Annotated in this window: 13 protein-coding genes; 9 read left to right on the top strand and 4 right to left on the bottom strand. The window is 60.8% G+C overall.

The genetic code is table 11. The annotated features are described in order from the left end of the window. Positions 1–96 precede the first annotated feature (96 nt). On the bottom strand, positions 97–924 hold the full coding sequence (locus tag ACYQ0Z_RS10260; protein WP_459867632.1) for a metallophosphoesterase: 828 nt from the start codon (positions 922–924) through the stop codon (positions 97–99). A gap of 188 nt (positions 925–1,112) precedes the next feature. Between ACYQ0Z_RS10260 and acsA the strand changes: the two genes are divergently transcribed. The 4 genes from acsA (at position 1,113) to ACYQ0Z_RS10240 (ending at position 5,108) form a co-directional block, all read left to right on the top strand. Next, positions 1,113–2,837 carry an acetate--CoA ligase gene (acsA, locus tag ACYQ0Z_RS10255; protein ID WP_459867629.1) on the top strand — a complete coding sequence of 575 codons (1,725 nt, stop codon included), beginning with the start codon at positions 1,113–1,115 and terminating at the stop codon, positions 2,835–2,837. Between the two features lie 156 nt (positions 2,838–2,993). Then, positions 2,994–3,230 carry a ferredoxin gene (locus ACYQ0Z_RS10250; protein WP_459867626.1) on the top strand — a complete coding sequence of 79 codons (237 nt, stop codon included), beginning with the start codon at positions 2,994–2,996 and terminating at the stop codon, positions 3,228–3,230. 372 nt (positions 3,231–3,602) lie between these two features. Beyond that, positions 3,603–4,280, top strand: coding sequence for a TerC family protein (locus ACYQ0Z_RS10245; protein WP_459867623.1), 678 nt, complete (start codon positions 3,603–3,605; stop codon positions 4,278–4,280). A gap of 453 nt (positions 4,281–4,733) precedes the next feature. Beyond that, entirely contained in the window at positions 4,734–5,108 is a 375-nt protein-coding gene (locus ACYQ0Z_RS10240) for a DUF2642 domain-containing protein (RefSeq protein ID WP_459867620.1), read from the top strand. An 81-nt stretch (positions 5,109–5,189) separates the two neighbouring features. On the opposite strand, the gene ACYQ0Z_RS10235 is transcribed toward ACYQ0Z_RS10240, so the two are convergent. Beyond that, positions 5,190–5,753, bottom strand: a complete 564-nt coding sequence (locus tag ACYQ0Z_RS10235; RefSeq protein WP_459867617.1) for a LabA-like NYN domain-containing protein — start codon at positions 5,751–5,753, stop codon at positions 5,190–5,192. A 179-nt stretch (positions 5,754–5,932) separates the two neighbouring features. Beyond that, positions 5,933–6,427 (bottom strand): hypothetical protein, encoded by a 495-nt coding sequence (locus ACYQ0Z_RS10230; protein ID WP_459867614.1) that lies wholly within the window; start codon positions 6,425–6,427, stop codon positions 5,933–5,935. A gap of 307 nt (positions 6,428–6,734) precedes the next feature. Between ACYQ0Z_RS10230 and groES the strand changes: the two genes are divergently transcribed. Together groES and groL are read left to right on the top strand one after the other, a co-directional pair. Beyond that, the gene (gene groES, locus ACYQ0Z_RS10225) at positions 6,735–7,016 is read left to right on the top strand and encodes a co-chaperone GroES (RefSeq protein ID WP_459867611.1); all 282 of its coding nucleotides are present in this window, start codon (positions 6,735–6,737) and stop codon (positions 7,014–7,016) included. Between the two features lie 48 nt (positions 7,017–7,064). Continuing rightward, positions 7,065–8,684, top strand: a complete 1,620-nt coding sequence (gene groL, locus ACYQ0Z_RS10220; RefSeq protein WP_459867608.1) for a chaperonin GroEL — start codon at positions 7,065–7,067, stop codon at positions 8,682–8,684. A gap of 86 nt (positions 8,685–8,770) precedes the next feature. On the opposite strand, the gene ACYQ0Z_RS10215 is transcribed toward groL, so the two are convergent. Continuing rightward, positions 8,771–9,103 carry a hypothetical protein gene (locus ACYQ0Z_RS10215; protein WP_459867605.1) on the bottom strand — a complete coding sequence of 111 codons (333 nt, stop codon included), beginning with the start codon at positions 9,101–9,103 and terminating at the stop codon, positions 8,771–8,773. Between the two features lie 315 nt (positions 9,104–9,418). Between ACYQ0Z_RS10215 and ACYQ0Z_RS10210 the strand changes: the two genes are divergently transcribed. The 3 genes from ACYQ0Z_RS10210 to ACYQ0Z_RS10200 are packed head-to-tail and all read left to right on the top strand — an operon-like array spanning position 9,419 to position 13,186. Beyond that, positions 9,419–10,534 carry an inositol-3-phosphate synthase gene (locus tag ACYQ0Z_RS10210; RefSeq protein WP_459867602.1) on the top strand — a complete coding sequence of 372 codons (1,116 nt, stop codon included), beginning with the start codon at positions 9,419–9,421 and terminating at the stop codon, positions 10,532–10,534. A 1-nt stretch (position 10,535) separates the two neighbouring features. Continuing rightward, the gene (locus tag ACYQ0Z_RS10205; protein ID WP_459867599.1) at positions 10,536–11,939 is read left to right on the top strand and encodes an NTP transferase domain-containing protein; all 1,404 of its coding nucleotides are present in this window, start codon (positions 10,536–10,538) and stop codon (positions 11,937–11,939) included. A 56-nt stretch (positions 11,940–11,995) separates the two neighbouring features. Further along, entirely contained in the window at positions 11,996–13,186 is a 1,191-nt protein-coding gene (locus tag ACYQ0Z_RS10200) for an MFS transporter (protein ID WP_459867596.1), read from the top strand. The last annotated feature ends 12 nt before the right edge of the window (positions 13,187–13,198 follow it).

The raw sequence follows: 13,198 nt of genomic DNA, 5'->3' as shown, positions 1-13,198 counted from the left end.
TCCGCGCAAAACCCCAGTGGCGTGAACCTGCCGCGTATTCCTTTACTTCGAAGTGTACCAATTGGCACAAGATTCGTCAACGAAACGGGAGGCCGCTTATGCGCTGTGCTGAGCTTGGTAGATCGTGTGCAATGTCACTTCCGGCCGCGAGCGCAGGCGGATGTTCAGGGCGGTCTGGCCCAGCCCTTCGTTGATGTAGAAGGCTTTTTCGCCCCATATGTGCAGGCCGCGGATGATGTTGCGCCGCGGCAGCGCTCCCATTTTGGCAAGGTGGAACGGCTTCGGCCAGTGGATCTGTCCACCGTGGAAGTGGCCGGACAGGAGGTAGTCGCACGGATAGCCGTCCATATGGAGCACCAGGTTGGGGTCGTGCGTCAGCACCAGGCAGACGCTGTTTCCGTCGACGTCCTCGTAGGCTCGGGCCAAATTGCTGCGCCGCGTGCTGAAGTCGTCCACACCGATTATGGTCAACGTTTGCCCGCCAATGGAGAGGGTGCGCGATTCGTTTTGCAGCACGTGTACGCCGCGACGCATCATTTCCTGTTTCAGATAGGCCAGCTTCTCGGGCGGCAGCACATAGTCGTGGTTCCCGAACACGGCGTAGGTGCCGTAGGTGGGCTTGAGGCGCTGCAGGGCGTCCACATAGGTGAGGAACTTGCCGATGTTCGCGGGCTGGTCGAGGTAGTCGCCCGTGAGCGCGATCAGGTCAATCCGCTCGCTTCTTAGCTGCTCGTACAAATCCTCAGGGGTCACCGAGATGTTTTCCATGTGCAAGTCCGACAGATGCAAGATGGTCAGGCCCTGAGGGCACGGAACACGCCGGTTCAAGGGCAGATGGATGCGATTGAGCTGAAGCCGGTACGTGTTGTGATGGCCATACACCACGAGGGTGAGCAGGCCGATAAGGAGAAGCAAGAACCACACGGATCCATCTCTCCTTCATGCAAGTCAGCATTTTACACATCTATCATGTGCAATGCCAGTCAAAATATCATGCACGTCTGCCAAGGGAAACCGGGAAAGGTTCGGCGGAAGTGTTTGATCGTTGCATTGATTTCTATTATTCTTAAATATAGACCGTTCCCATTTCATCGTGCGGGAGGAGGGTCCACATGTTGCAACACGACGAGCGCATCGCGCCGATTCCGGGTGACTACAACCTGAAGGACTACGAGGAGGCCTATCGCACCTTTTCGTGGAAAGAGGCGGAAAAGGTCTTTTCGTGGGCTGAAACGGGCAGGGTGAACATGGCCTACGAATGCATCGATCGCCATTGCGAGGGGCCGCGCAAGAACAAGGTGGCCCTGTACTACAGCGATCCGAGCGGCCGCGACGAGAAATACACCTTTTACGAGCTCAAGCGCTTGTCGAACAAGTTTGGCAACGTGCTGCGGAAGCTGGGCGTCAAAAAGGGCGATCGCGTGTTTGTCTTTCTCCCCCGTTCTCCGGAGCTCTATGTAAGCGTTTTAGGGACGATTAAAATTGGCGCCATCATCGGCCCGCTATTTGAAGCGTTTATGGAGGGGGCGGTGCGCGATCGTCTCGCGGACAGCGAAGCCGTGGCCATCGTGACGAATCCGCAGCTGTTGCCGCGCGTCCCGCTCCAGGACCTGCCGGCGCTCAAGCACGTCATTCTCGTTGGGGCGGAGGGCGAACTGCCCGAAGGCCATTACGATTACCACAAGGAAATGGCCGAGGCGTCTGAAGAATTGGACATCGAGTGGGTGGATCGGGAAGACGGGCTGATCTTGCACTACACCTCCGGCTCGACGGGCAAGCCCAAGGGCGTCCTCCATGTTCACAACGCGATGATCCAACACTACTGGACGGCCAAGTGGGTGCTCGACCTCAAGGACGAGGACATCTACTGGTGTACGGCCGATCCGGGGTGGGTGACGGGCACGTCCTACGGGATCTTCGGCCCGTGGCTCAACGGGGCGACGTGTGTGGTGCGCGGCGGCCGCTTTAACCCCGACGATTGGTACGCCACCATTGAAAAATATGGGGTGACCGTATGGTACAGCGCCCCGACGGCCTTCCGCATGCTGATGAGCGCGGGCGAAGAGGTGGCGAAAAAGTACAACCTGTCAACCCTGCGCCACATTCTCAGCGTCGGTGAACCGCTCAATCCTGAAGTGATCCGCTGGGGTCTGAAGGTGTTCGGCAAGCGCATCCATGACACCTGGTGGATGACGGAGACCGGCGGCATGCTCATCGTCAACTTCCCGTGCATGGACATCAAGCCCGGATCGATGGGCAAACCGTTCCCGGGGATCCAAGCGGCGATCATCGACGACAACGGAAACGAACTTCCACCGTACCGGATGGGGCATTTGGCTATCCGGGTCGGCTGGCCGTCGATGATGCGGAAGATCTGGAATAACGACGCCAAGTACCAGGAGTACTTCCGCATCCCCGGCTGGTATGTTTCTGGGGACTCTGCCTATCGCGACGAGGACGGCTACTTCTGGTTCCAAGGTCGTGTCGATGACGTCATCAACACCTCTGGTGAGCGCGTCGGGCCTTTCGAGGTGGAGAGCTGTCTCCTGGAACACCCGGCTGTTGCGGAAGCGGGCGTCATCGGCAAGCCGGATCCCGTACGTGGCGAGATCATCAAGGCCTTTGTGGCGCTGCGGGACGGATACGAGCCCTCCGAAGAGCTCAAGCAGGACATCGCCCGCTTTGTGAAAGAGCGCCTGGCCGCCCATGCCGCCCCGCGCGAAATTGAGTTCCGCGATAAGCTGCCCAAGACACGGAGCGGCAAGATTATGCGCCGTGTGCTGAAAGCATGGGAACTGGGGTTACCCACCGGGGACCTGTCGACGATGGAAGATTGAGTGAATTCGAGGTGGACAAATCGCGCCGTTCCCACTATAGTGTTGTAGTAGAAGCAACAACTTGAGGGGAATCCTGGAGGATGAAGGCGGGTCGGCGGTCTTGCGGGGTCGCTGCCAGCCTGTCGGATGGGTCATCATGTTTAGGAGGGAAACCAGATGCCGAAGTATACGTGGGTGGACAAGGAGACTTGCATCGCTTGTGGGGCCTGTGGTGCGACGGCGCCGGACATCTATGACTACGACGAGGAAGGGTTGGCCCACGTCGTTTACGGTGGCGACAACAACACGGGCACGGTCGAGATCCCCGAAGAGCTGTGGGATGACATGCACGACGCCGCCGAGGGGTGCCCGACCGACTCGATTAAGATTGCGGACGAGCCGTTCAACAAGTGACGGCATTCCCAAAAGCGGAGGGTGTTGGAAAAAGCCCTTGGGTCCCCAAGGGCTTTTTGTTTTCAGGGTAAGCGTGCGGTCGAACCATCTTGTCAGGAAGCGTGGTAAAATGATATGTTGTTGCTGAAGCCACAACCGGTCAAAACGGCACAACAGTGCACGGTGTATTGCTCGTGCGAAGGGGAGTAGCCCCGGGAGCCTTCGGTGCTACCGGTTACAGGATCGTCAAAACGGGTGGCGGTGATGTGCCGGTGCCCCGGTCCTGTAGGGCCCGTAGCGGCAGGCGAGACCTTTGCCGTAAAGGCAAAGGTCTCGTTTTTGTTTGCTGTCGGGGCAGACTAAACGATGCGGGAAAACAAGGAGGGGATACGGTTGCCGTTCCTGTTGGATGCCGCCTGGTGGGCCGACCTTTTCAAAATCATCCTCCTCGATCTCATTCTTGCGGGGGACAACGCCGTGGTGATCGCAATGGCGGTGCGGGGGCTGCCGTCACGCCAGCGCAAGATGGCCATCCTATGGGGCACGGCCGGGGCGGTGGCTTTTCGTGGACTCCTGACGCTGGTGGCCGTATGGCTGCTGAAGATTCCCTTCTTGCAGCTGGTGGGGGGCGTATTGCTGTTGTGGATCGCCGTGAAACTGATGAAGGATGAAGAGGAGAAGCCGCATGAACACGCGGAAAGCCAGTCCTTCATCGCTGCGATGCGCACGATTATCCTTGCCGACGTGATCATGAGCCTGGACAACGTGTTGGCCATTGCCGGGGTGTCAAAAGGGAATTGGGTGCTCATCTTCATCGGTTTGGCTGTCAGCATCCCGCTGGTGGTCTACGGCAGCAACTTGCTCTCCGGGTTGATGAAGCGCTACCCGATTATCATCGCTGCGGGCGCGGCCATCCTGGGATGGACGGCGGGCGAAATGATCATCCACGATCTGGAGCGCCTCGTCACCCTGCCCTTCAATTGGCTGCCCGTTGTCAGCGCCCTTGCCGTCGTGGCGTGGGGGTACCTGACTAAGCGCCGGGAAGCTGCCGTGAACCCCGATTCGGAGTGAGGGGCCTCTTTCCCGGCGCTTCCGAAACCACGGCGCACGCGTTTGGAGGCAGATCCGGGCCACCTGCACGGATGTTCCCGGGGGACGCGCATACCTCTTAAGTAAAGGCGGTGCGGAAAAGGGGCAGCGTTTCGTGGGGTGGTCTTTCGTTTCAACGCATCGCCGTATGTTCCGGATGAGCGGATGACGGAATCGCCAGCGCCGACCCGTTGGCCCCGGTATGTCGCGGTGGTGGTGGGCAGCTTGGTTGGACGGCGGGGTGTTGGGCTTGGCGTTGATCGCCCGCTACCTTTGGGGATGGGACATCGGTCGCAGCGTGTAGTGCTGTACGGATTTGTTGGGCCGTAGGACGCCCAATCTGCCGTTCGGCCAGGCGGATGTCCACACGAGGGGCCGGCATCCCTGCATACCGTGAACATGCATGAATGTTACCGGAAAGGAGCGGATGTGCGAATGTACGGACCGCCTCCGGTGCCGCCGTACCGCTTTTCCTTGCAAGTGGGGATCCCACCGATCTTGCCGGTTCGTGAGCCGGCTCCACTCCGCCGGGATTCCACGAGCCGGGAGTCGACGCGCGAATCGATGCATGACGAGCCGAAAAGGAAGGAATCCTGCACGCGTTCGTCAGGGTATTCGCACCACTTCTACAAGCCCTTTCTCCTCCATGCCCAGCGCATGATGCGGCGGCGCGTGGAAGTGGGAACGACGTCGTGCAAGCTTGTGGGCGAGCTGCGTGGCGTCTTTTCGGACCACCTTCTCCTCGTGGTGGATGGAAGGGAATGTCACGTTCGCGTGGAGCAGATCGTGTACATCACGCCGGCCAATTGAATGCACGGCCTTGCGCGAGAAAAGTGGGCGCGCCAGCAAAAAAACCCGCCGCGACGGCGGGTTTTTGGCGATCGGCAACTCTTACGACGAGATTTGCGAGGTATAGGGACCAATCCAGCACCTGCGGAAGTCGTCTTCGTTGATCTCGATCACTTCGTCGGCATATTTCTTCAGTTCGGAGCGTTGTCCTTCCGGAAGGGCAATCTCGACAATCTTCCCCGTCTTGCGCACCTCTTCGATTACCCGTTTGTAGTCGCTGTCCGCGCTGAGCAGGACAGCCGTGTCGTAGCTGTTCATGTACGCACCGACGATCATGTCGGTTGTGAGATTGACGTCGGTCCCTTTTTCTTCTGCCCAGTAGGTGCTGGCATCCATCGGGTCGAACGTGTGTCCGGGGATCGGGTGTTTGACCAGTTTTCCGGTGACCACCAGAAACCGGGGTTTGTACTTCAAGGCGGTGATAATTCCCTGCTGCTGCGGTTCGTCAACGGTGTAAAAATAGGTTCGCATCAGATGACGGCCCGGCCGCTTGTTGACGAGGAGATAGGCCAGTTTTTCCAGGTCGACTTTCGGGTTTTGCTGCAGGTAGTGCCGGCACGTGTGATAAAAGTTGTTGCCGTCAATAAAGATCATGACGCGTTCCATCGGGTCACCTCCGGATAAAGAGAGAAGGCCAGACCGTGGCTGACCTTCCGAACGGATAGGTCTGGCTGGTATGCCGTAGCATACCAGCCTTTTCATATTTTATCCCGCTTTGCGGGGAGAAATACGGTCATGGGGGCACTTCTATTTTACACGAATCCCTTTCACGACAAAAGTCTTGCTTAGTCGGCAGGATGCGACAGCGTGACGAGCAGGCGGCCGTCATGATCGTAAAGGCCGTCGTGGTCGGCGTGAACGTAGCCGTTGCCGTGCCAGACGAAGAAGTGGAGAATGGCGTCCAGGAGGGTCCAGGCCCCTTCGTCGGCCTCCGTCAAGTCGCGGGGCAGCGAAACGCGCACAAGCTGCCGGGTCTGCGCCACCACGGCTCGGGCCTGTTCCGCGGCGTCCGTCGGGGGCAGGGCGTCGAGGGACGCCCGAAGGGCCTTCAGCTCTACAGCCAGGTCCTCGTCCTCCGGGGTCAAGCGCGTGAGGGTGAAGGGATCGCGATCGGGCGCGTGGTACACGGCGGCTTCCGTCCAGTCACCGGACGCGGCCTCGGCATCGTCGGGACCGGGCCAGACGCCAAAATGAAACCCTTCGTCCGCCAGTTCCTGATAGAGGCGGACGAGTGGGGGGAGATAGTCGCACAGGACGAGCACGCGCAGGGTATAGGCCATGGCGGTTCCTCCCACGGTAGGCGGTGCAATCCCATTCGCGATCGGGATACCGTTTTCCCTATTGTAGCGCGTTTTCCCCCCCAAGGCGATACCAGCGAAAGAAATCGCAAAAAATGAGATTAAGCGTGAGAAAAACCGAGAAAAAATGGCGATCTGCCCAGACTCCCTTTGTCCATGAAGGAAAAATACATAGTGGTTCCTTTTGCGGAGCACAATGGGTTATGGCACTATTGAAAGTGGTTGTTAGCACTCAATGACTCCGAGTGCTAACAGGCGTTACATAACCACGCCAGAAGGAGGAGTGCCCATGCTGAAGCCACTCGGCGACCACGTGGTGGTGGAACCGAAAGAGCGCGAGGAGAAGACACAAAGCGGCATTGTGTTGCCGGAGACCGCGAAGGAGAAACCGCAGGAAGGCGTTGTTGTCGCGGTGGGCAACGGCCGCATCGAAAAAGGGGAACGCATCCCGCTGGAAGTGAAAGTGGGCGATCGCGTCATCTTCTCCAAGTATGCGGGTACGGAAGTGAAGTACGAAGGGAAAGAGTACATCATCCTTCGCGAGAGCGATATTCTCGCCGTCGTCCAGTAACGGACACGCATTCCACCTTGGAAATCGCCGTGAGAAGGGGGATGACTGATGGCCAAGCAAATTCGCTTTGGTGAAGACGCCCGCCGGGCCATGCTGCGCGGGGTTGATTACCTGGCCAACACGGTGAAAGTGACGCTGGGTCCGAAGGGTCGCAACGTTGTTCTGGAGAAGAAATTCGGTGCTCCGCTCATCACCAACGACGGTGTGACCATCGCCAAGGAAATCGAGCTGGCCGATCCGTATGAAAACATCGGCGCCAAGCTGGTGAAGGAAGTGGCCACCAAGACCAACGACGTGGCCGGCGACGGGACGACCACGGCGACGGTCCTGGCCCAGGCGATGATCCGTGAAGGGCTGAAGAACGTCACGGCTGGCGCCAACCCGATGGCCATCCGCCGCGGGATTGAAAAGGCGGTCAACGCGGCTGTCGAGGAGCTGAAGCGCATCGCCAAGCCGATTGAGGGTCGCAAATCCATCGCCCACGTGGCGTCCATCTCCGCGGCCGACGAGACGATCGGCGAACTGATCGCCGACGCCATGGAAAAGGTGGGCAAGGATGGCGTTATCACCGTCGAGGAGTCCAAGGGCTTCACGACGGAACTGGAAGTCGTCGAGGGGATGCAGTTTGACCGCGGCTACATCTCTCCGTACATGATCACCGATCCGGACAAGATGGAAGCGGTCCTCGACGATCCGTACATCCTGATCACGGATAAGAAGATCTCCGCCGTGCACGACATCCTTCCGGTGCTGGAAGCGGTTGTGCAAACCGGCAAGCCGCTCCTCATCATCGCTGAGAACGTGGAAGGCGAAGCCCTGGCCACCCTCGTCGTCAACAAGCTGCGCGGCACGATGAAGGTTGTGGCGGTGAAGGCTCCGGGCTTCGGCGACCGCCGCAAGGCCATGCTGCAGGACATCGCCATTCTGACCGGCGGCGAAGTGGTGTCCGAAGAGACGGGCATGGACCTCAAGAACGTCACCCTGCGTCAGCTGGGTCGTGCGCGCCAAGTGAAGGTCGACAAGGACAACACGATCATTGTCGACGGCGCGGGCGACAAGGCGCAGATCGAAGCGCGCATCAAGCAGATCCGCAAGCAAATCGAGGAAACCACGTCCGACTTTGACCGTGAAAAGCTGCAAGAGCGCCTGGCGAAGCTGGCCGGCGGTGTGGCGGTGATCAAGGTCGGCGCGGCTACCGAGCCGGAAATGAAGGAGAAGAAGCTGCGCATCGAGGATGCCCTCAACGCGACGCGCGCGGCGGTGGAAGAGGGTATCGTCTCCGGCGGCGGTACGGCCCTGGTCAACGTCATCCCGGCTGTGGCCAAAGTGGAAGCCGAAGGCGACGAGAAAACGGGCGTGCAAATCGTCCTGCGCGCGCTTGAGGAGCCGGTGCGCCAGATCGCCGAAAACGCCGGGTTTGATGGCTCCGTCGTTGTCGAGCGCTTGAAGAAGGAGCCGCTGGGCATTGGCTTCAACGCGGCGACGGGCGAGTGGGTGAACATGATCGACGCCGGTATCGTCGATCCGGCCAAGGTGACGCGCTCGGCGCTGCAGAACGCGGCGTCCATCGCGGCCATCTTCCTGACCACGGAAGCGGTCGTGGCGGACAAGCCGGAGAAGAAGGAAGGCAACAACAATAACGCCAACATGCCGGACATGGATTTCTGATCCGGCGTGAACCAACCGGACGACCCATCGTGGAGCCTGTCCCCCAGGGGGACAGGCGTTTTTTTTTCGCGGGGAAAACCCGCGCGTTACCGCCGAGCCTCGTTTTCCCGTCGCGCCGACACCGGATGCGCCCATTCGCGTGGCGTTGGGGCGGCGTTGCGCCGCCAGGCCGACAATTTGAGCAGGGCCCAGACGAGCCGTTCGCGGGCCAGGCAAAGGTCGTCAGGCATAACCCCTTCCCAGGCCATGTCCGGGCGGATCTGGAACCTTTCGGCCGCGCGATGGGCTGCTTCGTCCAGCTTGATCAGGGCGGTGGCCACGGCTTGCCGCAGGGCCAGGTAGTCAACCACGGGTTTGTCCAGGACAGGAGCGTGCTCGCCGACGGTGCGGAACGCGCACCGCAATGTGGGAACGTACACGGAAGCCCCTCCTTTGCCGGGGTTCAGCTTCAGTTTTCCCGCCGATCCGGGTTCCCATCCACGGTTACCCACGTCTCGTTAGCACTCATCTTGATTGGCTGCTAAGAATTTGTTGACATATTCCCTAATCCTTATGTAAAATTAGAGGTGTGCCGACCCATTCGTGCATGGGATTGCCATCCACGATCGATCGCCGCACCGGTTGAAGCAACGCACGAGAAGCGGTCGGCGCCCCCCTCAGCGTTCGGTTCTTGCTGATGCGCGGTTGCTTCTTTCAGACCAAACAAACACCGGTTTGGAGGGAGGAGGTAAACCATGGGCAAAGGCAAGATTCGAATTGCCATTGCTGGGGTTGGGAACTGCGCCAGTGCGCTGCTTCAAGGGATCGAGCTGTATAAAAACGACCCCAGTCTGAAGGACGACCCAATTGGCTTGATGCATTATAATCTGGGCGGGTATGAGCCGGGCGACATTGAAGTGGTGGCTGCCTTCGACGTGGATGCGCGCAAGGTGGGCAAGCCGCTGAAGGAAGCCATCTTCGCCAAGCCCAACTGCACGAAGGTGTTCTATCCGAACTTGCCGGACTATCCGGTGACCGTGCAGATGGGGCCGGTGCTCGACGGTGTCTCCGAGCACATGAAGGATTATCCCGAAGACGATACCTTCGTTGTGGCGAAGGCCGAGCCGGTCGACGTCGTGAAGGTCCTCAAAGAGAGCGGTGCGGAGATCCTGATCAACTACCTGCCGGTGGGTTCGGAGCAAGCGGCGCGTTTCTATGCCCAGGCAGCACTGGATGCGGGCGTGGGCTTCATCAACGCCATTCCGGTGTTCATCGCCTCCGATCCGGAGTGGGCGCGCAAGTTTAAGGAGAAGAACATCCCGATCATCGGCGACGACATCAAGTCCCAGGTCGGGGCGACGATCACCCACCGCGTGCTGACCAAGCTGCTGGAAGACCGCGGTGTGAAGATCACCCGTACCTACCAGCTCAACTTCGGCGGGAACACCGACTTCCTGAACATGCTGAACCATGCCCGCCTGAAGTCGAAGAAGAAGTCCAAGACCCAGGCGGTTACGTCGGAGATGGCCGTGGAACCGGACAAGAAGAATGTGCACATCGGCCCGTCCGACTACGTGCCGTGGCTGAACGACAACAAGATCGCGTACATCCGCCTGGAGGGTCTGGGCTTCGGCAAGGTGCCGATGGAGCTGGAGGTCAAGCTGTCCGTGGAGGACTCGCCCAACAGCGCCGGTTCGATCATCGATGCCATTCGCTGCATGAAGCTGGCGCTCGACAACAACGAGGGCGGTGTCCTGGAGGCGATTTCCGCGTACACCATGAAGTCTCCGCCGGTGCAAATCACCGACAGCGTGGCGAAGCAGAAGGTCGAAGAATTTATCCGCGAGCGGTCCAAAGCACCGGTGGCGTAACGTGCGGGCCGTGGTGCTCGCCGCGGGGGAGGGGCGACGGCTTCGGAGCGTCCATCCGGGGCCAAAGCCCCTCTTTCCGCTCTTGGGCCTACCGCTTATCGTTCGGACCTTCTGCACGCTGCGCGAAGCGGGGATTACCGACATTGTCGTGGTGCTGGGGCACCGCGGCGACGAAGTGCGCGAGGCGCTTGGCGACGGCGCGCGATGGGGTGTGCGCCTGACGTATGCCGAGTGCCCCGATTGGGAGAAGGGCAACGGGGCGTCGGTGCTTGCGGCGGCGCCGCATGTGGCCGGCGAGCGGTCGTGGCTGCTGCTCATGGCCGACCACCTGGTGACACCGGAGCTGGTGAAACGGGTGGCGGAATGCGCACCGCCGGAGGGGGGCGTTGCCGTCGGGGTTGACTTCAATCCGGGGCGCGTTCCGGACCTCGATGAGGCGACAAAGGTGCAGACCGATCGGCTGGCGTCGTACGCCGAGACGGCTGCTGCCGCGGCGCCTGCAGCGAACGCCGTGGCGACCGCCCGCGGGGTCCGGCCGGCGGTGGTGGCCATCGGCAAAGACCTGACCGCTTTTGACGGTGTGGATTGCGGCGTGTTTCATGCCACGGGCGGGCTATTGGACGCCCTCCGGGAATGCGCGGCGGAAGGGCGGCATACGCTGTCGGATGGTGTGCGTCGCCTGGCCGCGGCGGGACGGGCCCTGGCCTGCGACATTGGCGACGCCCGTTGGTGCGACGTGGACGATCCGGCGGCGGTGCGTTATGCGCGGCGCATGCTTCTCGAGCAGCTGCCCACGCCGCGCGATGGCCTCATCTCGCGCCACCTGAACCGCAAGCTGTCGGTGCCCATCAGCGCATTCCTCGCGCGCTTTGCCGTGACACCCAACCAGCTGTCGTTTGCGACGTTCCTTTTGACCGCGCTGGCCGCCGGCCTGTTCGCGGTGGGGGCGTTTGCCGCAGGGGGCGTCGTGGCGCAAGTGGCGTCGGTGCTGGACGGTGTCGATGGGGAGATCGCGCGCTTGAAATTCTTGCGGTCGCGCTTTGGCGAGCTCTTCGACGCCATCCTCGATCGCATCGGCGACGGGCTTCTCCTCGCCGGACTTACCTACGGCACATACGCGGCCACGGAGAGCCGTTGGGCCCTGCTGTTCGGCGCCTTGGCGCTGATTGGCTCGCCGCTGTCGATGATGATCAAGGACCGCTATCGGGCGATGACCGGTGACCTCTACCGTCCCGATGTTCATGACGGCTGGGTACGGTACCTTTTGGCCAACCGCGACGGCAGGATGTTTGTCCTGTTTGTCGGCGGGGTGTTTGAGCTGGGGCTGGCCACGCTGGCCGTCCTCGCCCTTACGAGCCTGACCCAAGCCGTTGTGCGCCTGATACGGATAAGGAAATTCCTGTAAAGTGGCTATTGGCGGGGGGAGCTGGGCAGGCTAATGGCTTGTAGGGAGGGGACGGCATGTCGCGGCAAGCCTGGCTCCTCGTCGCCATCAGCGGCCTGTATGTCGGCGCCACAGCGCTGTCGAACACCTTCGTCAACGCGTACCTGTGGAAGCTGGAACGCAAGTTTGCCACCCTCGGGTGGTTCAATTTGGCCCAGTCGGTCGCCATGGGACTGGCATTTGTCACGGCGGGCTATCTCACCAACCGCTGCGACCGTGTATGGGCTTTGCGCCTGGGAATGCTGGCCCATGTGGCCTTTTACCTGACCGTGCTTCAGCTTGAGCGGCACGCGCCGGCCTATGCCCTCCCCCTTGGCCTGCTTTTGGGGGTGGGCATGGGCTTTTTCTGGTTTGGCTACAACGTGATTTTGTTTGACGTGACCGATCCGGAAAACCGTGACCGTTTTAACGGTACCAACGGTCTCGTTATGTCGGCTATGGGCATCGTGGCACCTCTTGTGGGTGGCTGGCTGATCGGGCGCGAAACCTTTGCCGGATACCGTTGGGTGTTTGGGCTGTCGCTCTGCATCTTTGCGCTGGCCACGGTTCTCAGCGGTCTTCTGCGTCCCCGCGCCGACGCCGACGGGTTTCACTTAAGGCCGGTATGGCGTGCCTCGTGGTCGCGGCATACGCGCTGGCACGCGGTGATAGTGGCCATGCTCCTGGAAGGCCTGCGCGAAGGGGTCTTTGCCTTTCTGGTGGGCGTGCTGGTCGTTGTGGCCACGGGAAGTGAGTGGCGCCTCGGGCTCTATGCCACCCTTTCCTCGCTGGTGTCCCTCGCGTCCTATGGTGTGGTGGGACGCTTTGTAAAGCCGCACCGGCGCCGGCAAGCGGCTCTCGTGGGCAGCCTGCTGGCGACGGCCTCCGTGCTCCCGCTTTTGGCCGAGGTTTCCTTTGCCACGCTGGTGGTCCTCGGCGTCGGTACGGCGATCGCATACCCGTTGTTCATTGTTCCCGTGACCTCGACGGCCTTTGACGTGATCGGCGCCGCCCCGCACGCGGTGCGCGATCGTACCGAGTACGTGGTGATGCGCGAACTGGCCCTCAACGTTGGGCGCGTGCTCAGCGTGGCGGGGTTTCTGCTGCTCGTGGCCTGGCGCGAGACGCTGACGCTCCTTGCAGCCTATCTGGCGCTGACCAGCTCGGCGCTCGTCGGAGCCGCGCTGTGGATGGGCCGAAGCGAACCGGAATGGAAGGCGAAGGAATGAAAGAGGGCGGAA

The sequence above is a fragment of the Calditerricola yamamurae genome (assembly GCF_054654135.1).
Note: the sequence above shows the minus strand (reverse complement) of the source record. Positions and strands in the feature narration are given on the sequence as shown.